At 32.7% G+C, this 24,235-nt stretch carries 27 protein-coding genes; 24 read left to right on the plus strand and 3 right to left on the minus strand.

What is annotated here, in order from left to right; all coding sequences use genetic code 11:
* The first annotated feature begins 12 nt into the window (after nucleotides 1-12).
* From AB8U03_RS04975 to AB8U03_RS05015, 9 genes are all read left to right on the plus strand, one after another.
* Nucleotides 13-693 carry a zinc metallopeptidase gene (locus AB8U03_RS04975; protein ID WP_369703449.1) on the plus strand — a complete coding sequence of 227 codons (681 nt, stop codon included), beginning with the start codon at nucleotides 13-15 and terminating at the stop codon, nucleotides 691-693.
* A 168-nt stretch (nucleotides 694-861) separates the two neighbouring features.
* Nucleotides 862-2,193: a 16S rRNA (cytosine(967)-C(5))-methyltransferase RsmB gene (gene rsmB, locus AB8U03_RS04980; protein WP_369703450.1), complete on the plus strand. Its 1,332-nt coding sequence runs from the start codon at nucleotides 862-864 to the stop codon at nucleotides 2,191-2,193.
* A 13-nt stretch (nucleotides 2,194-2,206) separates the two neighbouring features.
* Nucleotides 2,207-3,286, plus strand: coding sequence for a 23S rRNA (adenine(2503)-C(2))-methyltransferase RlmN (rlmN, locus tag AB8U03_RS04985; RefSeq protein WP_369703451.1), 1,080 nt, complete (start codon nucleotides 2,207-2,209; stop codon nucleotides 3,284-3,286).
* Entirely contained in the window at nucleotides 3,258-3,998 is a 741-nt protein-coding gene (locus AB8U03_RS04990; RefSeq protein WP_369703452.1) for a Stp1/IreP family PP2C-type Ser/Thr phosphatase, read from the plus strand. The genes rlmN and AB8U03_RS04990 overlap by 29 nt, the downstream gene beginning before the upstream one ends.
* Nucleotides 3,973-5,898, plus strand: coding sequence for a Stk1 family PASTA domain-containing Ser/Thr kinase (gene pknB / locus AB8U03_RS04995; RefSeq protein ID WP_369703453.1), 1,926 nt, complete (start codon nucleotides 3,973-3,975; stop codon nucleotides 5,896-5,898). Before AB8U03_RS04990 ends, pknB begins: the two co-directional genes overlap by 26 nt.
* A 49-nt stretch (nucleotides 5,899-5,947) precedes the next feature.
* Nucleotides 5,948-6,814, plus strand: coding sequence for a ribosome small subunit-dependent GTPase A (gene rsgA / locus AB8U03_RS05000; protein ID WP_369703454.1), 867 nt, complete (start codon nucleotides 5,948-5,950; stop codon nucleotides 6,812-6,814).
* A 32-nt stretch (nucleotides 6,815-6,846) separates the two neighbouring features.
* The gene (gene rpe / locus AB8U03_RS05005) at nucleotides 6,847-7,497 is read left to right on the plus strand and encodes a ribulose-phosphate 3-epimerase (RefSeq protein WP_369703455.1); all 651 of its coding nucleotides are present in this window, start codon (nucleotides 6,847-6,849) and stop codon (nucleotides 7,495-7,497) included.
* 1 nt (nucleotide 7,498) lies between these two features.
* Complete coding sequence (locus AB8U03_RS05010) at nucleotides 7,499-8,134, plus strand: thiamine diphosphokinase (protein WP_369703456.1); 636 nt, start codon at nucleotides 7,499-7,501, stop codon at nucleotides 8,132-8,134.
* A gap of 94 nt (nucleotides 8,135-8,228) precedes the next feature.
* Nucleotides 8,229-8,399: a hypothetical protein gene (locus tag AB8U03_RS05015; RefSeq protein WP_369703457.1), complete on the plus strand. Its 171-nt coding sequence runs from the start codon at nucleotides 8,229-8,231 to the stop codon at nucleotides 8,397-8,399.
* Nucleotides 8,400-8,533: 134 nt separating this feature from the next.
* On the opposite strand, the gene rpmB is transcribed toward AB8U03_RS05015, so the two are convergent.
* Nucleotides 8,534-8,725 carry a 50S ribosomal protein L28 gene (rpmB, locus tag AB8U03_RS05020; protein WP_369703458.1) on the minus strand — a complete coding sequence of 64 codons (192 nt, stop codon included), beginning with the start codon at nucleotides 8,723-8,725 and terminating at the stop codon, nucleotides 8,534-8,536.
* A 193-nt stretch (nucleotides 8,726-8,918) separates the two neighbouring features.
* Here rpmB and AB8U03_RS05025 point away from each other — a divergent pair, with 193 nt between their 5' ends.
* The 6 genes from AB8U03_RS05025 (at nucleotide 8,919) to AB8U03_RS05050 (ending at nucleotide 14,790) form a co-directional block, all read left to right on the plus strand.
* A complete protein-coding gene (locus AB8U03_RS05025; RefSeq protein WP_369703459.1) occupies nucleotides 8,919-9,269 on the plus strand; it encodes an Asp23/Gls24 family envelope stress response protein in 351 nt (116 codons plus the stop codon).
* A gap of 17 nt (nucleotides 9,270-9,286) precedes the next feature.
* Nucleotides 9,287-10,948, plus strand: coding sequence for a DAK2 domain-containing protein (locus AB8U03_RS05030; RefSeq protein WP_369703460.1), 1,662 nt, complete (start codon nucleotides 9,287-9,289; stop codon nucleotides 10,946-10,948).
* Nucleotides 10,949-11,037: 89 nt separating this feature from the next.
* Nucleotides 11,038-13,077, plus strand: a complete 2,040-nt coding sequence (recG, locus tag AB8U03_RS05035; protein WP_369703461.1) for an ATP-dependent DNA helicase RecG — start codon at nucleotides 11,038-11,040, stop codon at nucleotides 13,075-13,077.
* 107 nt (nucleotides 13,078-13,184) lie between these two features.
* The gene (rsmD, locus tag AB8U03_RS05040) at nucleotides 13,185-13,745 is read left to right on the plus strand and encodes a 16S rRNA (guanine(966)-N(2))-methyltransferase RsmD (RefSeq protein ID WP_369703462.1); all 561 of its coding nucleotides are present in this window, start codon (nucleotides 13,185-13,187) and stop codon (nucleotides 13,743-13,745) included.
* 5 nt (nucleotides 13,746-13,750) lie between these two features.
* A complete protein-coding gene (gene coaD, locus AB8U03_RS05045) occupies nucleotides 13,751-14,245 on the plus strand; it encodes a pantetheine-phosphate adenylyltransferase (RefSeq protein ID WP_369703463.1) in 495 nt (164 codons plus the stop codon).
* A gap of 20 nt (nucleotides 14,246-14,265) precedes the next feature.
* A complete protein-coding gene (locus tag AB8U03_RS05050) occupies nucleotides 14,266-14,790 on the plus strand; it encodes an ATPase (protein ID WP_369703464.1) in 525 nt (174 codons plus the stop codon).
* Here AB8U03_RS05050 and ylbJ read toward each other — a convergent pair.
* Nucleotides 14,773-15,939: a sporulation integral membrane protein YlbJ gene (gene ylbJ, locus AB8U03_RS05055; protein ID WP_369703465.1), complete on the minus strand. Its 1,167-nt coding sequence runs from the start codon at nucleotides 15,937-15,939 to the stop codon at nucleotides 14,773-14,775. The two genes, AB8U03_RS05050 and ylbJ, sit on opposite strands and share 18 nt — an antisense overlap.
* 87 nt (nucleotides 15,940-16,026) lie before the next feature.
* Nucleotides 16,027-17,256: a nucleotidyltransferase gene (locus AB8U03_RS05060; RefSeq protein WP_369703466.1), complete on the minus strand. Its 1,230-nt coding sequence runs from the start codon at nucleotides 17,254-17,256 to the stop codon at nucleotides 16,027-16,029.
* Nucleotides 17,257-17,549: 293 nt separating this feature from the next.
* Between AB8U03_RS05060 and pta the strand changes: the two genes are divergently transcribed.
* The 9 genes from pta to AB8U03_RS05105 all read left to right on the plus strand — a co-directional run bounded on the left by pta (nucleotide 17,550) and on the right by AB8U03_RS05105 (nucleotide 24,234).
* Nucleotides 17,550-18,545, plus strand: coding sequence for a phosphate acetyltransferase (pta, locus tag AB8U03_RS05065; RefSeq protein WP_369703467.1), 996 nt, complete (start codon nucleotides 17,550-17,552; stop codon nucleotides 18,543-18,545).
* Nucleotides 18,546-18,633: 88 nt separating this feature from the next.
* Nucleotides 18,634-19,833, plus strand: a complete 1,200-nt coding sequence (locus AB8U03_RS05070; protein WP_369703468.1) for an acetate/propionate family kinase — start codon at nucleotides 18,634-18,636, stop codon at nucleotides 19,831-19,833.
* Nucleotides 19,834-19,901: 68 nt separating this feature from the next.
* Nucleotides 19,902-20,399: a YceD family protein gene (locus AB8U03_RS05075; protein WP_369703469.1), complete on the plus strand. Its 498-nt coding sequence runs from the start codon at nucleotides 19,902-19,904 to the stop codon at nucleotides 20,397-20,399.
* Between the two features lie 13 nt (nucleotides 20,400-20,412).
* Nucleotides 20,413-20,595, plus strand: coding sequence for a 50S ribosomal protein L32 (gene rpmF / locus AB8U03_RS05080; protein WP_369703470.1), 183 nt, complete (start codon nucleotides 20,413-20,415; stop codon nucleotides 20,593-20,595).
* A gap of 179 nt (nucleotides 20,596-20,774) precedes the next feature.
* Nucleotides 20,775-21,797, plus strand: coding sequence for a phosphate acyltransferase PlsX (gene plsX / locus AB8U03_RS05085; RefSeq protein ID WP_369703471.1), 1,023 nt, complete (start codon nucleotides 20,775-20,777; stop codon nucleotides 21,795-21,797).
* 114 nt (nucleotides 21,798-21,911) lie between these two features.
* Nucleotides 21,912-22,145, plus strand: a complete 234-nt coding sequence (acpP, locus tag AB8U03_RS05090; protein ID WP_369703472.1) for an acyl carrier protein — start codon at nucleotides 21,912-21,914, stop codon at nucleotides 22,143-22,145.
* A gap of 166 nt (nucleotides 22,146-22,311) precedes the next feature.
* Nucleotides 22,312-23,025: a ribonuclease III gene (gene rnc, locus AB8U03_RS05095; protein WP_369703473.1), complete on the plus strand. Its 714-nt coding sequence runs from the start codon at nucleotides 22,312-22,314 to the stop codon at nucleotides 23,023-23,025.
* 16 nt (nucleotides 23,026-23,041) lie between these two features.
* Entirely contained in the window at nucleotides 23,042-24,124 is a 1,083-nt protein-coding gene (locus AB8U03_RS05100) for an elongator complex protein 3 (protein ID WP_369703474.1), read from the plus strand.
* A gap of 14 nt (nucleotides 24,125-24,138) precedes the next feature.
* A complete protein-coding gene (locus AB8U03_RS05105; protein WP_369703475.1) occupies nucleotides 24,139-24,234 on the plus strand; it encodes a DUF4044 domain-containing protein in 96 nt (31 codons plus the stop codon).
* The last annotated feature ends 1 nt before the right edge of the window (nucleotide 24,235 follow it).

Raw genomic sequence — 24,235 nt, forward strand, 5'->3', positions numbered from 1 at the left:
GAGGTGTAATTCATGTTTTATTTTGACAGCAGTTTTATTATATTAATCCCGGCACTTTTAGTGGCAGCTTGGGCTCAATATAAGGTATCTTCCACTTTTAATAAATATTCAAAATATAAAAGCCATAATGGATATACAGGTGCTCAGGTGGCAAGGATGCTTTTAGATGGCAGTGGACTTTATGAAGTTCCGGTGGAACTAATACCAGGGAAACTAAGTGATCACTATGATCCTTCTAAAAGGGTTATGAGACTTTCAGAAGATGTTTATTATGGAAATTCTGTAGCATCAATAGGTGTGGCGGCTCATGAAACCGGTCATGCTATTCAACATAAAAACAGGTATCTTCCTCTTATTATCAGAAATTCTATTGTACCTGCAGTTAATTTTGGTTCTAGCGCTTCATGGATATTATTTTTGGCAGGGTTTATTTTAGGAATTAGAGGACTTGTGAATGTGGGCATAATTTTATTTACTCTGGTAGTTTTATTTCAAATAGTAACTCTTCCAGTAGAATTAAATGCTTCCAGAAGAGCTTTAAAAATACTGGAAGGAAGGAATATACTTTATTCAGATGAGTTAAAAGGGGCAAGATCAGTTTTAAGTGCTGCTGCCATGACTTATGTAGCTGCTGCTTTAACAGCTATAGCCAATTTACTCAGACTTATATATATAAGTAGAGATAGAAATTAATTGTTCAAGAGATTCTTGGGTTCAGATAGAAATTTGTCCATAAGGAATGTGCTTTTACGTACCTGAACCTTAGAATAACTTATCCATGGGTGTGGTGTTGCTTATTCTGGCAGTATTGAAAATAATAGCCATGGAATAAATATATGTTATAAAATTAGAGGTAAAATTATGATAAATGCTAGAAATACAGCAGTGAAAATACTTAAACAGGTATTATATAATAATGCATATTCCAATACAGTTTTGAGTATGTATTTAAATAGAGAAGATTTGAGTAAAAAAGACAGGGCACTGGTTACGGAGATAGTATATGGTACTTTAAAATACAAATATACCATTGACAGTATATTGGGCAGTTTTATAAAGAGCAACTTAAAAAAAATGGATGTTGACATAGTAAATATACTGAGAATGTCCATATACCAATTGAGATATTTAGATAAGATTCCTGAATTTGCAGTGGTAAATGAGGCTGTAGAACTTTCCAAAAAAAGATCCATTAAGCTGTCTAAACTGGTAAATGGAGTGCTGAGAAATTATTTAAGGAATAAGGATAATTTTATACGTGAGGATAAAGGGAATAAGATCGACAGGTTATGTTTTAAATACTCTTTTCCACATTGGATCACTGAACTTTTTATTACTCAATATGGTGAAAGTACAGGAGAGAGCATATTGAAAAATTCCAATGCGGTTCCCAAAATTACAGTGAGGATAAATAGTTTAAAGGCAAAATATGAACAGGTGTGGAATGAACTTAAAAAAAATGGATATGATGTAGAAAAGGGAATTGTATGCAAGGAAGCTGTAGTTATAAAAGGAGGAAGCAATATAGAATCAAATCCTCTTTTTAGAAAGGGATATATTACAGTGCAAGACGAGAGTGCAATGCTAGTAGCTAATCTTATGGATATTGAAAAAAATATGATTGTATTGGATCTTTGCAGTGCACCGGGAGGAAAGTCCTGTCATATAGCAGAACTTATGAATAATACAGGAAAGGTATATTCTTATGACTTATATGAAAATAAGCTGGCATTAGTAAAAGACAATGCAAAAAGATTGGGAATTGAAAATATAATTTGTAACAAGATGAATGCAGAAAGATATGCAGAAAAACTCAGTGGTACAGCAGACAGAGTGCTTATTGATGTTCCCTGTTCAGGTCTTGGATTAATAAGGAAAAAACCTGAAATTAAATGGAATAAAGATCAACAGTCTATAGATAGTTTGATAAAAATACAGAGAAATATCATGTTGAATTCTTCAAAATATGTGAAACTGGGTGGAAAGCTTGTATACTCCACCTGTACTTTAAATAAGATGGAAAATGGTGAAAATATAAAGTGGTTTATTAAGAAAAATCCCGAGTTTAAATTGGAAAAACTGGATTATGGGGATTTTGGAAACATAATTTATCATAGGGAAGGATACATGACTATACTTCCCAATGATAATGTAGATGGGTTTTTTATTGCGAAAATGATAAAATATAGGTAGGTGCAATAAATATATGTATAATATTTTTGACTTTAATATGGAGGACTTAAAGGATTGGATGAAAGGCAATGGTGAAAGTCAATTTAGAGCAAGCCAAATAACCAATTGGTTATATAAGAAAGGCCAATGGGATTTTGATTGCATGACTAATGTTTCTAAATCCTTGGCAAAAAAATTGAAAAGGAATTTTTATATAGATATTCCAGAATTAGTTAAAAGCTATGAGTCAAAATCAAAAGATACTTTTAAATTTTTATATAGATACAGGGATGGAAATGTAATAGAAACTGTAGTTATGAAATATAAGCATGGAAATTCCGTATGTGTTTCAACGCAAGTTGGATGCAGAATGGGTTGTAAGTTTTGTGCGTCAACTGTAGATGGCATGGTGAGAAATTTAAGCAGTGGAGAAATATTGGCCCAGGTTCTAAGATCTCAAAGTGAAATAGGAGAGAGAATATCAAATGTGGTTTTAATGGGAAGCGGAGAACCATTGGATAATTATGATAATGTGCTGAAATTTTTAAAAATGATAAGTTGTGAATATAGTCTTAATATAGGCCAAAGGCATATAACCCTTTCTACCTGCGGTATAGTACCTAAAATAAAACAGCTGGCAGATGAAAGTTTACAGATAACTTTAGCTATATCACTACATTCACCAGATGATATAAAGAGAAAAAAGATAATGCCTATTGCAAATAAATATTCTATAGCAGAGATAATAGATGCCTGTAGATATTATATAGATAAGACCGGTAGAAGAATATCCTTTGAATATGCTTTAGTAAGGGGCGTAAATGATACTTTAGAATGTGCCGAAGATTTAATTCAATTGCTGAAGGGATTGTTATGCCATGTGAATTTAATACCTGTAAATGAAGTTAGAGAAAATGAATTTAAAAAGTCTTCTCCAAACAATATAAAAAGTTTTTATGACAAACTCAATGAGAATAAAATAGAAACTACCGTAAGAAGAGAAATGGGTTCGGACATAGATGCCGCTTGTGGACAGCTTAGAAGAAGTTATTTAGAATCAAAAAGGTATAGAAAGGGTGTAGAAAATGGTGGGGATCTTGTCAGATGTAGGTAAAGTAAGAAAACTAAATGAAGATTTCGCAGGTTTCTATAAGGGAAAAAACTTAAATGTATATGTAATAGCCGATGGAATGGGTGGACATAATGCAGGAGAAGTTGCAAGTAAAATTGCAGTGGAAACGACTATCGCTTATATAAAGGCTAAAGACACAGTGGATATGAAGGAAGATCTATTAAAAGCCATAAATTTGGCAAATGAAAGGATTTATAAATTATCCAGGAGTAACAACGAATTTGGTGGAATGGGGACAACTATAACAGCCTGTTTAGTTGAAGATATGAAAATGATAGTGGCTAATGTAGGTGACAGTGGATGTTATATTGTAAAATACAATGGTATAGTAAAAATCACTAAAGATCATTCACTTGTACAACAGCTGGTTGATGAAGGTAGTATAACTGAAGAGGAGGCTGCAATTCATCCCAATAAAAATATAATAACTAGGGCGCTTGGAACTAATTTGTCTGTAAAAGTAGATATCTTTGAGGTGAATTTAGAAGATGTAAATAGGGTAATACTTTGTACTGATGGGTTATCTAATGGAGTAAGCACTAATGAGATGTATGATATAATAATGAATAACAATAACGAGGATGCCTGCAAACAGTTGATAGAACTTAGTAACCTTAGGGGTGGAAGGGATAATATATCAGTTATTGTATTTGAAGGAGAGGGTAAAGATGATAGGGACCATGCTAGGAAATAGATATGAGCCATTGGAAAAGATAGGGGAAGGTGGGATGGCAGTTGTCTATAGGGCTAAAGACCATCTTTTAAATAGAAATGTAGCTGTAAAAATTCTTAAAGAGCAATTTTCCAGCGATGGTGAGTTTGTTGAAAAATTCAAAAGAGAAGCTACAGCAGCGGCAAGTCTTTCGGATAATAATATAGTCAATATATATGATGTTGGCACACAGAATGATATAAATTATATAGTAATGGAATGTGTTGTTGGAAAGACATTAAAGCAGATAATAAAGGAGCAGGGTAAAATACCTCCGGAAAGATCGGTAGAAATAGCTATTCAGATAGCCAAAGCCCTAAAATGTGCACATAAGAATAATATTATACATAGAGATATAAAACCTCACAATATTCTTGTAACAGAAGATGGAATAGTAAAAGTAACAGATTTTGGCATTGCAAAAGCTTCAGATTCGGTTACTATAACTAATTCAAATAAGATAATGGGATCCGCACATTATTTTTCTCCTGAACAGGCGAAGGGGAGTTTTGTAGATTTTAGAACAGATATCTATTCTCTTGGAATAGTTATGTATGAAATGGTTACAGGTCAGGTGCCCTATGATGCAGAAAGTCCTGTATCTATAGCATTGAAACATATACAAGAACCAGTAGTTCCTCCAATCAAATTAAATGAAAACGTGCCGGAAAGTTTAAACAAATTAATTTTGAAGGCTGTAGAAAAAGAACCTATAAGAAGATATCAGACTATGGAAGATATGCTTGTAGATCTAAAAAAAATAGAAAATAATCAAAATTTAAATTTAACGGAAGATGATTTAAATGATGATATGACCCGAATAATGGATCCTGTAGATGTAAATGACAGTTATAAAAATGAAGAGGATTATAATGACTATGAAGAAGATGAGCCAAAAGATAAAAAAGCTAAATCGGTATTGGACCCTAAGAAAAAGAAAACCATACTTGTCATAGCATTATTTATGCTTGTGATAGTAATAGGTGCGGTCTCAGGGTATTTTTACAGCAAGACATATGGAAACTCAGGCGAAGCTACGGTACCCAATATAATAGGTATGAAACAGGATGAAGCTAAGAAATTGGTGGAAAGTAAAAAGCTGAACTTTGTAGTAGGAGCCAAGGAAAAAAGTGACAAACCAGAGGGAACAGTAATTGAATGTTTTCCTAAATCAGGTTCAAAGGTAAAAGTCAATTCTGATGTAAGGGTAATTGTAAGTGGAGGTACTGATACAATGGGTGTTCCCAATGTAGTGGGCATAGATTTAAATACTGCAAAAGATATTATTACCAGCAGTGGGCTCAGTGTGGGAAGTATATCTTATAAATATAGTGACACGGTCTCACAAGGTCAGGTTATAAGTCAGGATCCAGAGGCAGATTCTAAAGTGAAAGACGGAGCAAAAGTAAATCTTGTAGTAAGCAGGGGAGCTGAAGCAAAATATGTGACAGTGCCGGATGTTTCAGGAAAAAGTATAAAAGAAGCGGAAGCTATAATACAAAATGCAGGATTAAAAACTGCTGAAAATCCAGTGGAAACATCAGATAAATCTCAAGAAAACCTGGGGGTTACAAATCAAAGCGTAGGGGCTTCACAACAGGTCAAAGAAGGTACTACTGTAACTTTAACTTATTATGTATATAAGGAGCCTCAAGGGGAGCAAGGTAATAATCAGGGAGATCAGAATGGCAGCAGCGTAGGAAGTAATGGAAACAGCAGTGGGCAAAATGATAGCAGCGGACAACAAGCCAGTGGACAAAATGGAAGCGGACAAAATAGCGGTGGACAACAAAGCAGTGGCAATGGAGCCAATAATGGAAGTGGCAGCAGCGGTAATTCAGGAGGCGGTACCAGCTCAAATCCAAATAATCCAGGAAATTAAGATAAAAAAATTAAAAAGCATATAATATAAATATGGATTAGGAGGAGTTATGAGGGGAATTATAGTTAAGGGAATAGGAGGATTTTATTATATAAAAACTGAAGATGGAGTAATTGAATGCAAGGCAAGGGGAAGGTTCAGATATGACGGGCTTTCTCCCATGGTTGGAGATAATGTGAACATTACCATGGAAAGAAATCAGGGAGTTATTGATGAAATTTATCCCAGAAGGAGCCGGCTAAAAAGGCCCGCAGTGGCTAATGTAACCCAGGCACTGGTGGTCTTTGCATTTAATCATCCTGAAATAAATGAAGATTTGTTAAACAGAATTCTTATAAGCTGCGAGTACAATAATTTAAACATAATTGTCTGTTTCAATAAGATGGATTTGCCTAAAGAAAAAAAGGAGACAGAGATTATAGATATGATAAGCAACATAGGTTATGAAGTACTACAGCTGAAGGCAAAAGAAGGATACGGCATTGACAGTATTAAAGAAAAACTCAAGGGCAATGTTACAGTATTATGCGGACCATCAGGTGTGGGGAAATCTACTATCCTAAATTCTATTTGCCGAAAAAAGCTCATGGAGACAGGGAAGATAAGTGAAAAATTGAATAGGGGGAAACATACTACAAGGCACAGCCAGCTAATAGAACTTGAAGAAGGTTTTGTGGTAGATACTCCTGGATTTTCTTCATTAGATACAAGTGATATAACTGCAGAAAAACTTCAATATTGTTTCCCGGAATTTGAAGAGGCAATAGGAAAATGTAAATTTACAGGATGCATTCATTATAAAGAACCTAAGTGTGCTGTTAAGGCTTCTGTGGAAAATGGAACCATAAATAAGAAAAGATATGATTTTTACATTAAAATTTTGAAGGAAATTTCCTGTAAAAAAAAGTATTGGTAACTAATTATAAACAAGAAGGAGATAAATACATTATGATAAAAATAGCACCCTCCATATTATCAGCAGACTTTTCAAAATTGGGGGAAGAGATAAAATGTCTGGATAAGTGTGGAGCGGATTTAATCCATATAGATGTAATGGACGGAAGCTTTGTACCAAATATAAGTTTTGGCGTACCCATTATAAAGAGCATAAGAAGATTTACTAAATTGACCTTTGATGTGCATTTAATGATACAGGAACCTGCCAGATATGCGGAGAATTTTGTGGAGGCAGGAGCAGATATTATAACTGTTCATTTTGAGGCAGACAAGCACTTGGACAGAACTGTAAATTATATCAAAAGTTTAGGCGTAAAAGTAGCTGTAGCATTAAATCCCGCTACCCTGGTAGACAATATAAAATATTTAATACCCTACCTGGATATGGTTCTTATAATGTCTGTAAATCCCGGTTTTGGAGGACAAAAATATATAGAATATTGTTCTGAAAAAATTAAGGAAGTAAAAAATTTAAGTGATAAATATAATAAAGATTTAATGATAGAAGTGGATGGCGGTATTTCAAAGTACAATATAGGCAGTGTAGTAGAAAATGGGGCAAATGTAATAGTAGCGGGTTCTGCTGTATTTAAAGACGGGAATGTAAAAGATAATATAAAGAAGTTAAGAGAGGGAGTTTAGTATGAAGGCAGTTATAGTATCAGGAGGAAGTGCCCCCTCTAAGGAATTAGTTGAAGGAGAACTTGGAAAAGACTCAATTTTAATATGTGCAGATGGGGGAGGAAATTGTCTCTATAAATATAATATCATACCTGAATATCTTATGGGAGATTTTGATTCTATAGATCATAAGGTCCTGGAATTTTTTAAGAAAAAAAATTGTACTATAGAAAAATATCCTAAAAATAAAAATTATACGGATACTGAAATTGTAGTTGACAAGGCTTTGAAATTAGGAGCAGATGAAATAGTATTGCTTGGAAGTACAGGAAGCAGGGTGGATCATCTTTTGGGAAATCTGGGAATGCTCTTAAAATGCAACTTAAAAGGGATCAAAGCTTATATAAGAGATGAACATAATATTATCCAATTACTTGATAAATCCACTACAATAGAAGGGAATACAGGAGAAGTTTTTTCTCTGCATGCCTATTGTAATATAGTTAAAAATTTAAATATAATAGGTGCAAAATATAAGCTCAACAATTATGACTTGAAACTAGGAGATGGCAGGACAGTATCAAATGAATTTTTAAAAAGAAGTGTTGATATAATATTTGATAGTGGAAAATTGCTTTTAATGAAGAGCAAGGATTGAATTAATCACCGGGGATTAAATATTTTTTAAAATAGTAACAATAGTGCAGTGATATGCATATAATAATGTAAAGCAATTTTTAAGGGATAATAACGTGAGAAAGAAAAGCTTTAGAAGAAGAACTAAAAGGAAAATTGGATTAGTAGCTTTATCTATAGGTGTCGGGTTCCTAATGACAGTTATTATCCCTATATGGGGATGGATAATAGCTGCAGGTGCCGGATTAATTTATTGTGGATGGTATCTAATAGAATGTCATAAATAAGGAGGTAATTTGATGAAAATTATTGCATTTAAGCTTCCAGGTGTCCTGTCTGCAATTATAAAATTTTTTACTAAGAAAAAATAATTATATAAACACAAAAATGCAATTGTAACTAAACAACTGCATTTTTATTTTTATATGGCACGTTGAACCTTTCCTGAACGAAGGCATCTTGCACAAACATGTATGGTTCTTGGCGTACCATTAACTATGGCTTTGACTTTTCTTATATTTGGAGACCAAGTCCTTTTAGATTGACGGTGTGAATGACTATACTGTACACCAAATACAACGTCTTTACCACATATTTCACATTTTTTTGACATTACAAACACCTCCTTAAGAGTTTTACACAACTCAAACACAAACTATTTTACCACAGAAGGTACAATATGTGCAAGTAAATATGGGCATTGCTTTTTAATATGATTGCTTTATGGAAAAATATTGTATGTAACTTGAATAATAAAATATATTTATGGTATTATAGAATATGATATTGAGTGAGGAGGTTTTTATATGATAGGAAGTATTATTGAGGAAAATGGATATATAGATTATTCAGAAGAAGTAGTTGCAAATATAGCTGGATTGTCTACTATGGAATGTTATGGAGTAGTAGGTATGGCTTCTAAAAATGCCAAAGATGGTTTTTGGAAGTTAATTAAAAGTGAAAACTTAAGTAAGGGAGTAAAAGTTCGTTCTAAAAACAATGAATTGATTATAGAATTGCATATAATAGTGGAATATGGAACAAAAATATCTGTAATTGCAAGTAATATAATACAAAAGATAAAATACAATATAGAAAACTACACAGGACTCAAAGTTTCAACTATCACAGTAAATGTTCAAGGTGTTAGGGTCTAGGGAGGTAATTTGTAAAAATGGGATACTTAAACATAGATGGGCAGATTTTTTACAATATGGTTGTAAATGCCAGCAATAAACTAGAAGAGCAAAAGGAGTTTGTAAATTCATTAAATGTATTTCCAGTACCTGATGGGGATACAGGGACCAATATGTCCATGACTATTAGAAATGCAGTACTGGAGATATCCAACGCAGAAGAAACATCTATAGAAGTAATAGTTAAACAACTGGCCAAAGGGGCACTTATGGGAGCCAGGGGAAATTCTGGAGTAATACTTTCCCAAATATTCAGAGGTATATCTAAAGGTATTCAGGGGAAAAACCAGATAAATTCATTGGAATTTGCAAACAGCCTGGAAGAAGGAGCAAAGTCTGCTTACAAGGCAGTTATGCGTCCTACGGAAGGTACCATATTGACTATTATAAGAGCTGTTGGTGAAAGTGCTGTAAAATCTCAGGAAAAAGATATAACTAAACTTCTGGAGGAAGTATGCAGCTACGGTAAAACTATGCTGGATAAAACTCCCGATATGCTTCCTGTTTTAAAAAAAGCTAAGGTAGTTGATGCTGGAGGAATGGGACTTCTTGTTATACTTCAGGGAATGTATGAAGCTTTAAAAAATAATATGGAAAGAGTACATTTAAAAGAAGCTGGAACTGCAAAAATCCAATCTGCAGCTAAAAATTTAGGAGAGCAGAATATAAAATATGGTTATTGCACAGAATTCCTAATTCACTCCCAGGTATCAGATATACAAGATTTCAGAGGAAAGCTGCAGGGAATGGGAGATTCTATGGTGGTAGTGAAGGATGAAGATATAATAAAAGTTCATATTCATACCAATGATCCGGGATGGGTTTTATCACAGGCAGTTAAGCTGGGCGAATTATCCAAGATAAAAATAGATAATATGAGAGAGCAGCACAGACATATTTTGAATATAGATGATTTTGAGGAAAATTCTTCTGAAAAGAAAATTGATCAGGATGAAGAAAGTCATGAACAGGAAACTGAGTCAAAAAAGTATGCCTTTATTTCAGTATCTGTAGGAGAAGGTATTAATAGTATATTTAAGGATCTGGGAGTAGATTATGTAATAGAAGGCGGCCAGACCATGAATCCCAGCACTGAAGATATATTGAATTGTATAAATAGTGTAAATGCAGAAACTGTATTTGTATTGCCCAACAATAAAAATGTAATTATGGCAGCTAATCAAGCGGCAGAGTTATCAAATAAAACAGTTAAAATAATACCAACTAAAACTATACCTCAGGGAATTACTGCAATAACAGCATTTAATTCGGATGTGGATTTAAATGAAAATGTAAATGCCATGGAGAGTGCAATATCTACAGTGGCTACAGGGTTGGTGACTTATGCAATTAGGGATACGGAAGTGGATGAAAAAGATATAAAACGGGGAGATATACTGGGACTTATTGAAGGTAAAATAAAACAAGTGGGAAAGGATAAATTCCAGGTGTGCGGCAATATCATAGATGAAATGACAGGGGAAAATAGTGAGCTCATAAGTATATATTATGGTGAGAAATGTAATGAGGATGAAGTAAATGATTTTGTAAAGAAACTTGAAAAGAAATATGAGGATATGGATATACAGTGTTATAGCGGAAAACAACCTCTTTATTATTTCATAGTATCTGTTGAATAAAAAAAGCCCGCGGGCTTTTTTTATTTATACTATTAGAAAGTTTATTAAAATATAGTATAATATTTTAGTAAAGAAGCAGGTGAAAGTTTATGAACGTATACGATGATGTTAAGTATATAAAGGGAGTTGGAACTGTAACTGCCAGAAATTTAAATAGATGTTGTGTATTTAATATACTGGATTTACTTTTATATTTTCCCAGGGACTATGATGTAATTTCTAATTGTACGAATTTAAAAGAAGGGGGAATTGGAAAGGTTATAATAGACTGCAGAGTTAAAGCCATATGTAGAGATATAAGAACTAAAAATGGAAAGATTATTTCCACTGTAGTATTTGAAAATCAAGACACAATTTTTAAAGGAAAATGGTTCAATCAGCCTTATATAAAAAATAAATTTAGGATAAACAGTTTATGCAGGATAATGGGAAAAGTTCAGAAATTTAAGGGAGACAGTTTTATAACAAATCCTGTTTTAATTAATGACAGTGGAGTGGGTAAAACAGAAGAAAAGATAATACCAATATATCCTCTGAAGTCAGGAATAACAAATAACACTTTTATAAAACTTATATCTGAAATACTGCCTGAAATAAATATAGAGGAAAATCTGCCACGGTGGATTATTGATAAATATAAGTTTTGCAGCTTGGATAGAGCTATAAGGATAATACATAATCCCACCAGTTTGAAAGAATTAGAACAGGGAAAAAGAAGACTTAAATTTCAGGAGCTATTTACATATTCTCTAAAAATATTGATGCTGAAATATAATTTCAGTAATAATAAAAAGGGTATAGCTTTTAAAATTGCTCCGGAATTGAGACAATTAAAGGAAAAGCTTCCCTATGAGCTCACCGGCTCTCAAAAAAGAGTAATAAGAGAAATATTGATGGATGAAAAAAGACAACTCCCAATGAATAGATTGCTTCAGGGGGATGTGGGCAGTGGAAAGACTATAGTATCCCTGATAACTATTTTTAATGTGGTAAAAAACGGCTATCAGGCAGTTTTAATGGCTCCTACCGAAATATTGGCAGCCCAGCATTACGTAGAAGCTAAAAAGCTGCTGAAACAATTTCACACAAGCATAGAATTACTTTGTGGAAGCACTACCATCAAGAATAAGGAGAAGATAAAACAGGAATTGAAATTAGGAAAAATAGACATATTAATAGGCACTCATGCACTAATTCAAGATGATGTGGAGTTTAAAAATATAGGTATGGTGGTTACGGATGAGCAGCATAGATTTGGAGTGATGCAGAGAAGCAAACTTACCAATAAGGGAGAAGATGTAGATACCCTTATTATGACAGCTACGCCTATTCCAAGAACCTTAAGTTTATATTTATATGGGGATTTAAATGTATCTACCATAGATGAACTTCCACCGGGAAGACAAAAAATAGATACTTATTATAGAGATAAAAATTCGAGAGATAATGTATATAGGTTTGCACTTGATGAAATAAAAAGGGGAAGGCAGGTATATGTAGTATGTCCACTAGTAGAGGAAAATGATCAGTTGAATCTGAGTTCGGTAGAGGATATTTACGAAAAACTCAAAAAAAGCTATTTTAAAAATGTCCAGATAGATATATTATATGGTAAAATGCCTTCTAAGGATAAGGAAAATAAAATGAACAGATTTAAGCGCGGTGAAATAAAGGTAATGGTATCTACTACGGTTATAGAAGTGGGAATAAATGTTCCAAATGCTACAGTGATGATAGTGGAAAATGCAGAGAGATTTGGACTTGCACAGCTTCATCAGCTTAGAGGAAGAGTTGGAAGAGGAGCATATAAATCCTATTGTATTTTAATTGCGGATATTAAAAATGATATAATAAGAAAAAGGATGGAAATAATGAAGTGCAGCAATGATGGATTTTTTATTGCAGAACAGGATTTAAAACTAAGGGGAACAGGTGAAATTTTTGGATTCAGACAACATGGTGAAGATGGATTGATTTTATCAAATTTAGTAGAGGATATAGATATATTTAAAGAAGCTAATTTAGAGGCTAAAAGACTTCTAAAAAGTGAAAATCCGGAGGATATAAGAATTAAACAAGAAATACAAAAAAAGCTGCAAAGAACTTCAAAGTTTATAAGTTTTAATTAGATTACAGGAACTTATGGGTAAATTTTGAATAATACAAATATATATGTTAAAATGTTAGAGAATAAATAGTAGATATAATAAAAAGGCAAAAGCTAGGAGGAAAGTTTATGAGAATAATTTCAGGCCTTGCCAGAGGAAGAAAAATATTGTCCCCTAATGGATATGACACTACAAGGCCTACCTTGGATAGAATCAAGGAATCTATGTTTAATATAATTCAAAATAGAATTTATGGTTCTACTGTACTAGATGTGTTTGCAGGAACAGGAAGCCTTGGACTTGAAGCTGTAAGCAGGGGAGCTAAAAAGTGTTTCCTGATTGACAGGGACAGTGACACATTTTACTGTCTTCAAAAAAATGTAGAAAATTTAAAATTTGTTCCCATGTGTAAGACTATGAACATGGATTCTTACGGGGCTCTTGAGAAGCTGGGAGGAAAGGGAGAAGTATTCGATATAATATTTGTTGATCCTCCTTATAAAAAAGATATGATTCCACCAGCAGTGGAATTAATTGAAAAAGAAAATTTATTGTGTAAAAATGGAATTATAGTCACTAAAATTGATACTGATGAGAAGATATATGATGGAACCCATAATATAGTTTTAACGGATCATAGAAAATATGGAAACACCACCGTATGTTTTTATGAATATAAGGAGGATTAATTGATATGAACATAGCAATATGTCCAGGAAGTTTCGATCCTATAACAAATGGACATTTAGATATAATAAATAGATCAGCCAAGGTGTTTGATGAGGTAATAGTTGGGGTATTGATTAATCCTGAGAAAAAAGGATTGTTTGAAGTAGATGAAAGAGTTGAACTAATTAAAAAAGTAGTAAAAAACATACCTAATGTAAAAGTTGAAAGCTTTAGTGGACTTTTGATAGATTTTATGAAGGAAAGACATATTAAAGTTATAGTAAAAGGGCTCAGGGCTGTATCGGATTTTGAATATGAATTTCAAATGTCTCTGATGAACAAGAAACTTGATCCCAATATAGAGACTGTATTCATGATGACCAGTGCTATGAATTCGTTTTTAAGCTCATCTTCAGTAAAACAAGTTGCTATGTTTGGGGGATGTATTAAGGGATTGGTTCCCGAAGAAATAATACCTGATATTATAAGAAGGGTTAACGTAATGAATAAAAATTATTAATGAAGCTTAGGGGGGAAATTATGGATGCTATTAAACTTTTAGAATATCTTCAGGAAATTATGGATACTTCTGCCAAAGTTCCTATGACGGGAAAAGTTATGGTAAATAAAAAAGAAATTCAGGAAATATTGGATAAGATAGTTAACTGTCTTCCTGGTGAATTAAAGAAGGCACAGTGGATAGTAGAGGAAAAGGATAGGATTTTAACTGAAGCTGTGCAGGAAGCGGATAATATAAAGAAGGAAAATTTAAATTTATTGAGAAGGCAGATAGAAAACCACGATATTACCAAAGAGGCAAATATCAGGGCTCAGGAGATAATTTCATCTGCACAAAAAAACGCTAAAGCTATAAGACTGGGAGCCAGAGATTATGCAGATGAAATGTTAAGTCAGTTAGACAGTGAGATATCAGATAAAAGCAATGAATTATTGACAAATTTAAAAATAGAATTTCAAAAGATTTTAAAGGATGTAGAAGAAAATATAGATTTAAAAACGGGTTCTATAAGAGCCAATATAAAGGAATTAAGAGATATGAAATAGTTTACCTATCCTAAATAGCAGCCAGGGCAGTATAAGCAAAAGTAAGATAAATGCATATATACTGCTTAAATCTCCCGTAATTTTATAATAAGGCAAAAATGTTTCTTCTGACAATCTATTAAAAAATAGATGATAAATTAAAAAACTTAATGTAGAACATATGATTCCCTGAAATATCTTGCCAATAACATATTTTTTCATGGATATTTTAAATTTATAAGTAAAGGAATAAACCTGTGATATAATTGAAACACCACTAAAGGTAAATAGAAAACTTACAATGATAATTTTTAAAGTAAATGAAGCGGTGGAAGAGGATATTAAATTGCATCCATTAGTCATTTCTATTATTCCGAGGAAAGATCCTTCTATTATGTCGCTGGAAATTCCCATGAATTTTGAAATCCACTGTATTAATGAGTTAAATAAAAAATTATTTTTTAAAATGTTATTTACTACAGAAAAGATGATTACAAATCCACCTATGGACATACAATTCTTTATGGTATTTTCAATGCTGCTTTTAATTACCTTTCCAATATTTTCATGAATATATATATGCTTTTTTTCATGAATCTGATTTATATATATATTTTTAGAAGGCATTAGAAGTCCCATGATCATACATGACAACAAATTAGATAACAATAGTATGTACCCAATAGTGGAGTTTTTGAACATTGATATACCAACGGATCCCAGTATAAATAGAGGACTGGCATTAGAAGCTATGTTTAGAAGTCTTTCACAGGTGGAAAGGTCTATTAAATTTTTTTCACATAATTCACAGGCATATTTTGCCCCTAGAGGATATCCGCAAAGCATGCTTATTATCAGCACAAAACTGCAATTAACTGGAAGTCTAAGAGGCCTGCAGAGAAGTTTCCCTATTAATTTAGAATATATATACACTCCGTCATAGGCTAAAATTATATTTGATACAACTAAGAATGAAAATAAAGAGGGAAATACTTTATAAAAAAATAGTAAAGCACCTGAGATTACCCCGTCTATACATACTTTTGGCGCTAATATAATTTGCACTATTAAAATCGAACAGATTATGGTAATAAGGACATTTATGTTCTTTATTGAAAGGCATAAAATAAGTATTATAATAAATATTAAAAAATAAAATAAAAAAGTCAACGACGGTTACCTACTTTCTAAAAACTTTTACTTAAAATGAATATCTTAGTAAATTATATTTATAAAATAGGGTGCTTATTCTAAATTTTATTTATTATAATAAATAGGACTTTTGATGTAATCATAATTAAAGGGTACATTTGTGTTTAAAAGACTGTAGGCATTGGTGGCTAGTATGTCTAAATCCAGGATTTCATCTGTTTTTTGAGGGAGTTTTGTATAGACTGGCAGATCAGAGCTTTTTCCAATCTCTCTGAGAATTTTTTTACCTGTATCATTAAACCCCAGTACTCTTGCATAAGGACACATGGTTTTTCTTAAATTTACTGTATCCAGGTCTTCAAATCCTAGAAAAAATTGGCACAATATCCTGCTTATTCTGCTGTAGGTATATCTTTTAGTTTTGGATGCTTCTATAATATTGTGATATGAACAATTATTTTTTATGGAATTAAGTATCCTGTTTTCAATTCCCTCCGATACATCAGGCAGATATTTCAGCCTTTCTCCGTAAAGGAAGCATTTATATTTTAAATAAGGTACCATGGAATCTTCAAAAGTAAAATTATAGCCAGAATTATATAGCTTTTTTAAAATAGAAAATACGTTGACAGGTAAATTATGTTCTAAATCATCTATATGTCCCTCTCTTTTTATAAAAGCACGAATAGAAGATGCACTGGAAAAATTTTGTTCTATATTCAGGCTGTTGTATGAACCCCCAACTCTCTTTATGCAATTGGGAGCAATGATGCTATTGAGTTTTGACAGACTCTTGCAGTACTCTATTGCCAGAATGTTATTAGGAGAACACAATATCTTTTCCATATTATAATCCTTAAATTCAAAATTATTTCTATTTGAAAAGAATTCAATCAATGCATTACTTCTGGCTTTAGGATAAGATATACCTGTAGATAAATTCTTTTTTAAAAGCAATTTAAATTCATCAGGTTCTTTATATAATATTTTACCTATTAAATTTAACAGCTGTATATCTTCACATTCACTTCCAAAACATATATTTTTTACTACACCTAGGCCGTCAAGAAGACTCACCGCGCCATAGGCAAAAAATTCTGCCGAAGACAAACTGTAAAGGGCAGGCAGTTCTATTACCAAATCAACTTGATTTAAAAGGGCGAAACTGGTTTTGATCCACTTGTCTATTATAGACGGGGTACCTCTTTGGACAAAGTTACCACTCATTACTGCTATTATTCCATCGCATTTTGTCAGGGATTTTGTTTTTTCAACATGGTACTTATGACCATTGTGAAACGGATTATATTCTACTATTATTCCGGTTATATTCATGTAAATTCCCCTTTTCCGAGTATTTGATATTAGTAGTGGTTAATAATTATATTACCAAGTATTTCGAATATATAAAATAGTATCATATCGTTAATATTATAATCTATTATGTGAAGAATTTGAATGTAGTTTATTAATATAATATTTGGAATAAGATGTCTTAAAAATGCGGATATTGCTAAAATATTTAACTAAACCCTTAAATATGTTAATTTTTTATTGAAAAATACAGTTAAAAAGGATTATAGTATAATTGTATGTAATGTATATTAATTTTGAAAGGAGAGATAAATATGAAATTAATGGAACAAATATGGGATCTGGCAAGATCAAATAAGAAAAAAATTGTGTTAGCGGAAGGTGAAGAGGAAAGAACTCTTAAAGCTTGTGAAAAAATAATTAGCAATGGAATTGCAGACATAGTTTTAGTGGGAAATGAAAATGTTATAAAAGAAAAGGCATCAAAATTGGGGGTAAATTTAGATGGTGCTGAAATAGAAAATCCCCAGACTTCAGATAAACTTCCAACTTACGTCAATGAGTTTTGTGAGCTTAGAAAGAAGAAGGGAATGACGCTGGAAAAAGCTGATAAAATCGTAAGAGATCCCATATATTTTGCCACAATGATGGTCAAACATGGTGATGCAGATGGTCTTGTTTCAGGTGCTGTACATACTACAGGAGATCTTTTGAGACCAGGTCTTCAAATAGTAAAAACAGCACCAGGTGCTTCTGTAGTTTCAAGTACATTTATAATGGAAGTTCCAGATTGTAAATATGGGGATACTGGGCTGCTGTTATTTGCGGATTGTGCAGTAAATCCATGTCCGGATGAAAATGAACTTGCTTCAATTGCAATAAGTACAGCAGAAACTGCAAAAAAATTATGCGGAATGGATCCAAAAGTCGCAATGTTATCCTTTTCTACCAAGGGAAGTGCAAAACATGATTTAGTAGATAAGGTAGTTAATGCTACGAAAATTGCTAAAAGTGCAAGACCTGATTTAAAAATAGATGGAGAGTTGCAACTGGATGCATCAATAGTTGAAAGTGTTGCAAACTTGAAGGCTCCAGAAAGTGATGTAGCGGGAAATGCTAATGTACTCGTATTTCCGGATCTTCAAGCAGGAAATATAGGATATAAACTTGTACAAAGATTTGCAAAAGCTCAAGCTATAGGACCTATATCCCAGGGATTTGCAAAACCCATAAATGATTTATCCAGGGGATGCAGTTTTGATGATATAGTAAATGTAGTAGCAGTAACGGCAGTTCAAGCACAAAATTAGAATGCTTTAAGACAATTTGTAAAATATTGCTGCAATGTGATTTTGACAAAATACAGAAACTCAATTGATAATTAGGAGGAAATTAGGGATGAAGATATTAGTAGTGAACTGTGGAAGTTCATCATTAAAATATCAACTTATAAATATGGAAGATGAAAAGGTCCTGGCAAAAGGACTTGTTGAAAGAATCGGAATAGAGGGTTCTATCTTAACCCATAAGGTCAACGGTGAAAAACATGTTATAGAACAACCTATGGAAGATCATAAAATTGCCATAAAATTGGTACTCGATGCCCTTGTAGATAAAGATTATGGTGTAATAAATAGTATGTCGGAGATATATGCTGTAGGACACAGAGTTGTTCATGGTGGTGAAAAATATGCAGGGTCTGTACTTATAGATAAAAATGTTATGAGAGCTCTTGAAGAGTGCGTACCACTAGCACCACTACATAATCCACCTAATATAATAGGAATAAATGCCTGCAAGGAATTAATGCCAGATACACCAATGGTGGGAGTATTTGATACAGCATTCCATCAAACAATGCCAAAGTATTCTTATATTTATCCTCTTCCATATGAACTATATGAAAAGTATAAAATAAGAAAATATGGATTCCATGGAACTTCTCACAGGTTTGTATCTGCTGAAGCTGCTAAATTAATAGGTAAAGATATAGGCAAATTGAAGATAATAACATGTCATTTGGGAAATGGAGCCAGCATATGTGCAGTGGATAAAGGTAAATCAGTGGATACAAGCATGGGATTTACACCCCTTGCTGGACTTGCCATGGGAACCAGATGTGGTGATATAGATCCAGCTATAATACCATTTTTGATCAATACGACTGGTATGTCTGTAAATGATGTAGATACTTTGATGAATAAAAAGTCAGGGGTACTTGGCGTATCAGGAGTAAGCAGTGATTTTAGAGATGTAGAAAACGCTGCTGGTTCTGGAAACAAAAGAGCAAAACTTGCATTGGATTTATATTATCACAGGGTTAAATCTTTTATAGGAGCTTATACTGCAGTTTTAAATGGTGTAGATGCCATAGTATTTACAGCAGGTCTTGGAGAAAATTCAGCTACTAGCAGGGCTGCCATATGTGAAGGACTTGGTTATCTTGGAATTAAAATAGATGCTGAAAAAAATAACATAAGAGGAGAAGCTCTGGAAATAAGCACTCGTGATTCAAAAGTAAGGATATTTGTAATTCCTACAAATGAAGAACTTATGATAGCCAGGGATACAAAAGAGATAGTTGAAAATGCAAAATAAATAAAAACTTGACTTTTAAGACTCATCTCTATATAATAAATTGTGGCTAATGTATAGAGGTGAGTATTATGGAATTAAATGTATCGGAATTATTTAATGAAAATATATCATCAAGGGAACTTGAACTTACAATAAAAGATGATGGATTTTATTATGGTGGTGAGTACATAAAATTATTACAGCCTATGAACTTTAGTGGAACTTTAAATAAGGTAGAAAGCATTTTTATATTGGTTGGCAGACTGCATTGTTTACTGCAGCTCACTTGTTCCAGATGCTTCGAAAAGTTTCCATATGCTGTAGACATCTCCATTACTGAAAAGTTCACAAATAGCGCAAATGGAGATGAGGAGATCATCTTTATAAATAGTGATATCATAGATATTACGGAAATATTAGAAAATAATATTATATTGAATTTACCAATTAAAAGGCTTTGCAGGGAAAACTGTAAGGGGTTATGTCAAAAGTGCGGCACTAACTTAAATTATTCTGAATGCCAATGTAAAAATGATGATATTGATCCAAGATTGGCAAAGCTAAAAGATATGTTTTTCACTGATTAAGGAGGTGTTTACTGTGGGAAATCCAGCCAGAAAATTCTCAAAGGCAAGAAGAGATTCAAGAAGAGCACAAACTTTTAAATTAAGTTTACCAGACTTAGTTGAGTGTCCTCAGTGCCATGAGATGAAACTTGCTCATAGAGTGTGCAAAAATTGTGGATATTATAAAGGTAAAGAAGTTGTTTCAACTGGAAATTAATAAAAGAAAGTCATGTGACTTTCTTTTTTTGCATTAAGTGATTTTTGAGTTCAGGTGGAGTTAGTGCATAGGGAATGCTTTTTTCACCTGAATATTAGAATATAGCGTCACCAATGATGCAACCTTGGGATAAAACATGGCATGGGTGTGCAATCACGGTATAAAAGGGAGGAAAAGGTATGATAATTGCTGTAGATGGGATGGGGGGAGACTTTGCTCCTTCAGCTATAGTTGAAGGAGTAGTTGAGGCTGTTAAAGAAAAAGATATAGAGGTAATAATAACTGGGAAAAAACAGCAAATTGAGGAAGAACTATCTAAATATAATTATCCTAAAGAAAAAATAAGTATTTTAAATACTCCTGAGGTTATAACGACTGAAGAAGCACCTGTTATGGCAGTTAGGAAAAAGAAAAATTCAAGTTTGGTTAAAGCATTGACTCTTGTAAAGGAAAATAAAGCAGATGCTGTTATATCAGCAGGAAGTACTGGAGCATTCATGGCAGGTGCTACTTTGATTGTAGGTAGAATTAAAGGTGTAGATAGGGTGGCTCTGGCGCCTGTTATGCCAGGAAAAAATGGAAAATTCATGATTATAGATGCAGGGGCCAATGTTGACTGCAAGCCCCAATATTTGCAGCAGTTTTCCTTAATGGGTAAAATATATTTCGAAAATATATTAAAAAAAGAAAATCCATCCATAGGTCTTATAAATATAGGTGAAGAAGAGGAAAAAGGAAACGAATTGTCTAAAATGACTTATAAAATTTTAAAGAATATGAACTTTAATTTTGTAGGCAATGTGGAACCAAGGGATGTTACAACAGGAGATGTAGATATATTGGTTTGCGATGGAGTGATTGGAAATACTGTTTTGAAAATGTATGAGGGTGTAGCTTTAAATCTATTTGAAATGTTAAAAGAAGAAATTATGAAATCCTTTAGTGCTAAATTAGGGGCTGTTCTTCTAAAACCAATTTTTAAGAAAGTTAAAAATAAACTGGATTATTCTGAATACGGCGGATCTGCTTTTTTGGGCTCCAGGGGTATATGTGTAAAAGCCCATGGAAGTTCTAATGGTAAAGCTTTTAAAAATGCAATAAAGCAAGCAATAAGCTGTTGTGAAAATAAGGTTATAGATAAGATAAAATCTGAAATAGAAAAAATACCTGAAATGGAAGGTGATAATATAAAAAAGAAATAATATAAATATATTAATGCAAAACAGTTGGCAATAATAAATTTAGTGACATTTATTGTTGACGATATATAAGTTATGTAATATTATTTATGTATGAAAATTTTTGGAGGTGAAATTATGGTTTTTGAAAAAGTACAAAAATTAATATCTGAACAACTTGGAATAGATTCACAGGAAATAAATTTGGAATCATCTTTTGTTGACGATTTGGGCGCAGATTCACTTGATATAGTTGAGTTAATAATGGCTCTGGAAACGGAGTTCGATTTAGAGATACCAGATGAGGAAGCTGAAAAAGTGAAAACAGTGGGAGATGTAGTTGAGTACATAAAAGCTCATACTGAAGAATAGAGCAAATGCCTTAAGGTCCCGTTTAATACGGGACTTTAATAGTATTTATATAAATAAGATGAACTTATTCTTGAATTTGCTTTTATTAGGGAACATAGCAGGTAGTTTACTGCAAATTGAAGAATAAATTTCAAAAGGAGAAAAAGAAGAAAAAGGAGAAATATGAATGGGTGAAAAAGTAAACCGCATTGAGAATGTGGAAAAAAGGCTGAATGTATGTTTTAAAGATAAAGATCTGATAGAAATAGCATTAACCCATAGCTCATATGCTAACGGAAGAAAAAATATAAAATTTAATGAGAGATTGGAGTTTTTGGGAGATTCCGTATTACAACTTTGCATATCAGAATATTTATTTTTAATGTATAAGAATAAACCAGAAGGAGAGCTTACGAAAAAGAGAGCTCTTATAGTTTGTGAAAATTCTCTCTATGAGATAGCTAGAAAGTGGAATATTGGAGAATATATAAAAATGAGTAGGGGGGAAGAGCTTACAGGAGGAAGAGAGAGAACATCCATATTGGCAGATTGTGTTGAAGCTATTATTGCAGCGGTTCATGTGGATTGCGGGTATGAAAAGGCCAGAAAATTTATTATTGATAATTTTAAAAGTGTTATACAAAAAGCTATGGAAAATAAAATAGTATTGGATTACAAGACCAAGCTTCAGGAAATTGTGCAGAAAAATGGGGATGTATCCATAGAATATGTACTTATAAAATATGATGGACCGCCTCATAGAAGAAGATTTTATACCGAGGTGTGCATAGATAAAAATGTTTTAGGCAGCGGTATGGGATATAGTAAAAAAGAATCGGAACAAAATGCAGCACATAATGCTTTGAATAAATTAGATTCTAAGGTTAGAGACAGAGTGTAGAGGGAGGGTATGATAAATGAAAAATAGACATTATATAATACCCATATTTGTGCCAAATGAGGGATGCCCACATAACTGTGTTTTTTGCAACCAGAGTATTATTACAGGAAATGAACAAAAAGTTGATGCCGATTTTGTTAGAAAAACTATAGAAGATTATTTAAAAACCATAAAAAGAGAAAACTCCATAGTAGAAGTGTCATTTTTCGGAGGAACTTTTACTGCTATTTCTATGGATAGACAAAAAGAGCTGCTGAAAATAGCTAAAGAATACAAGGATAGAGGAGATGTAGATTTTATACATCTGTCTACAAGACCAGACTATATAAACAGGGATATACTGGACAATTTAAAGGATTACTCAGTAGAAGTAATTGAACTTGGAATACAATCTTTGGATAGAGAAGTTCTTGTTAAATCTGGAAGAGGACATTCTGCAGAGGATGCTAGACGGGCGTCTTACCTCATAAAAGAATATGGATTTGTATTAGGGCATCAAATCATGCTGGGATTACCTTGTGATACCTTTGAAAAAGATATAAAAACTGTGAAGGAGTCAATAGCTATGAGGCCTGATATATACAGATTATACCCTGCTCTTGTAATAAGAAAAACGGCCATGGAATCTATGTATAAAAAGGGAGTATATAAGCCCTATGATTTATTTGAAGCAGTGGATATATGCAAGACCTTGTATTGTATTTTAAGGGCAAATAAAATAAAGGTAATAAGAATTGGACTTCAACCTACGGAAGAGATAAACTTTGGGGCAGATGTAGTTGCAGGGCCTTTTCATCCGGCTTTTAGAGAACTGGTGGAAGGAAGTATCTACAATAGTATTGTGGGAAATAGTATACCTGAATTCTATGCGGGTGAAGTTACTATAAAAATAAATTATAAGGATTTATCCAAATTATATGCAGATAAAAAAGAATATTTTAATAAAATGAAGGAAAAGCTTAGTAAATGCTCTATAAAAGTCATACAGAGTAAGAAAGTTAATAGAGAAACTTTAATTATAAATGGCAAAAATTTAGATAAGGTCATATCAATAGATGATTATATAATGAGTGAGTATTTAAATAAATACCTAGCATAAGGAGAGTGGATATTATGAGAAAACATACTAGGGATAAGGTGACTAAAGTACTTGTGATTTTTGTAGTATTTATGTTTATAATAGGATTGTTGCCAATGTTTTTTAGATAAG

This window comes from Clostridium moutaii, from assembly GCF_041205085.1.
GTDB lineage: Bacteria > Bacillota > Clostridia > Clostridiales > Clostridiaceae > Clostridium_B > Clostridium_B moutaii.

Excerpts from the sequence above, each read along its gene's own strand:
- AB8U03_RS04975 (WP_369703449.1), top strand. The coding sequence starts at position 13 with ATGTTTTATTTTGACAGCAGTTTTATTATATTAATCCCGGCACTTTTA.
- rsmB (WP_369703450.1), top strand. The coding sequence starts at position 862 with ATGATAAATGCTAGAAATACAGCAGTGAAAATACTTAAACAGGTATTA.
- rlmN (WP_369703451.1), top strand. The coding sequence starts at position 2,207 with ATGTATAATATTTTTGACTTTAATATGGAGGACTTAAAGGATTGGATG.
- AB8U03_RS04990 (WP_369703452.1), top strand. The coding sequence starts at position 3,258 with ATGGTGGGGATCTTGTCAGATGTAGGTAAAGTAAGAAAACTAAATGAA.
- pknB (WP_369703453.1), top strand. The coding sequence starts at position 3,973 with ATGATAGGGACCATGCTAGGAAATAGATATGAGCCATTGGAAAAGATA.
- rsgA (WP_369703454.1), top strand. The coding sequence starts at position 5,948 with ATGAGGGGAATTATAGTTAAGGGAATAGGAGGATTTTATTATATAAAA.
- rpe (WP_369703455.1), top strand. The coding sequence starts at position 6,847 with ATGATAAAAATAGCACCCTCCATATTATCAGCAGACTTTTCAAAATTG.
- AB8U03_RS05010 (WP_369703456.1), top strand. The coding sequence starts at position 7,499 with ATGAAGGCAGTTATAGTATCAGGAGGAAGTGCCCCCTCTAAGGAATTA.
- rpmB (WP_369703458.1), bottom strand. The coding sequence starts at position 8,725 with ATGTCAAAAAAATGTGAAATATGTGGTAAAGACGTTGTATTTGGTGTA.
- AB8U03_RS05025 (WP_369703459.1), top strand. The coding sequence starts at position 8,919 with ATGATAGGAAGTATTATTGAGGAAAATGGATATATAGATTATTCAGAA.
- AB8U03_RS05030 (WP_369703460.1), top strand. The coding sequence starts at position 9,287 with ATGGGATACTTAAACATAGATGGGCAGATTTTTTACAATATGGTTGTA.
- recG (WP_369703461.1), top strand. The coding sequence starts at position 11,038 with ATGAACGTATACGATGATGTTAAGTATATAAAGGGAGTTGGAACTGTA.
- rsmD (WP_369703462.1), top strand. The coding sequence starts at position 13,185 with ATGAGAATAATTTCAGGCCTTGCCAGAGGAAGAAAAATATTGTCCCCT.
- coaD (WP_369703463.1), top strand. The coding sequence starts at position 13,751 with ATGAACATAGCAATATGTCCAGGAAGTTTCGATCCTATAACAAATGGA.
- AB8U03_RS05050 (WP_369703464.1), top strand. The coding sequence starts at position 14,266 with ATGGATGCTATTAAACTTTTAGAATATCTTCAGGAAATTATGGATACT.
- AB8U03_RS05060 (WP_369703466.1), bottom strand. The coding sequence starts at position 17,256 with ATGAATATAACCGGAATAATAGTAGAATATAATCCGTTTCACAATGGT.
- pta (WP_369703467.1), top strand. The coding sequence starts at position 17,550 with ATGAAATTAATGGAACAAATATGGGATCTGGCAAGATCAAATAAGAAA.
- AB8U03_RS05070 (WP_369703468.1), top strand. The coding sequence starts at position 18,634 with ATGAAGATATTAGTAGTGAACTGTGGAAGTTCATCATTAAAATATCAA.
- AB8U03_RS05075 (WP_369703469.1), top strand. The coding sequence starts at position 19,902 with ATGGAATTAAATGTATCGGAATTATTTAATGAAAATATATCATCAAGG.
- plsX (WP_369703471.1), top strand. The coding sequence starts at position 20,775 with ATGATAATTGCTGTAGATGGGATGGGGGGAGACTTTGCTCCTTCAGCT.
- acpP (WP_369703472.1), top strand. The coding sequence starts at position 21,912 with ATGGTTTTTGAAAAAGTACAAAAATTAATATCTGAACAACTTGGAATA.
- rnc (WP_369703473.1), top strand. The coding sequence starts at position 22,312 with ATGGGTGAAAAAGTAAACCGCATTGAGAATGTGGAAAAAAGGCTGAAT.
- AB8U03_RS05100 (WP_369703474.1), top strand. The coding sequence starts at position 23,042 with ATGAAAAATAGACATTATATAATACCCATATTTGTGCCAAATGAGGGA.
- AB8U03_RS05105 (WP_369703475.1), top strand. The coding sequence starts at position 24,139 with ATGAGAAAACATACTAGGGATAAGGTGACTAAAGTACTTGTGATTTTT.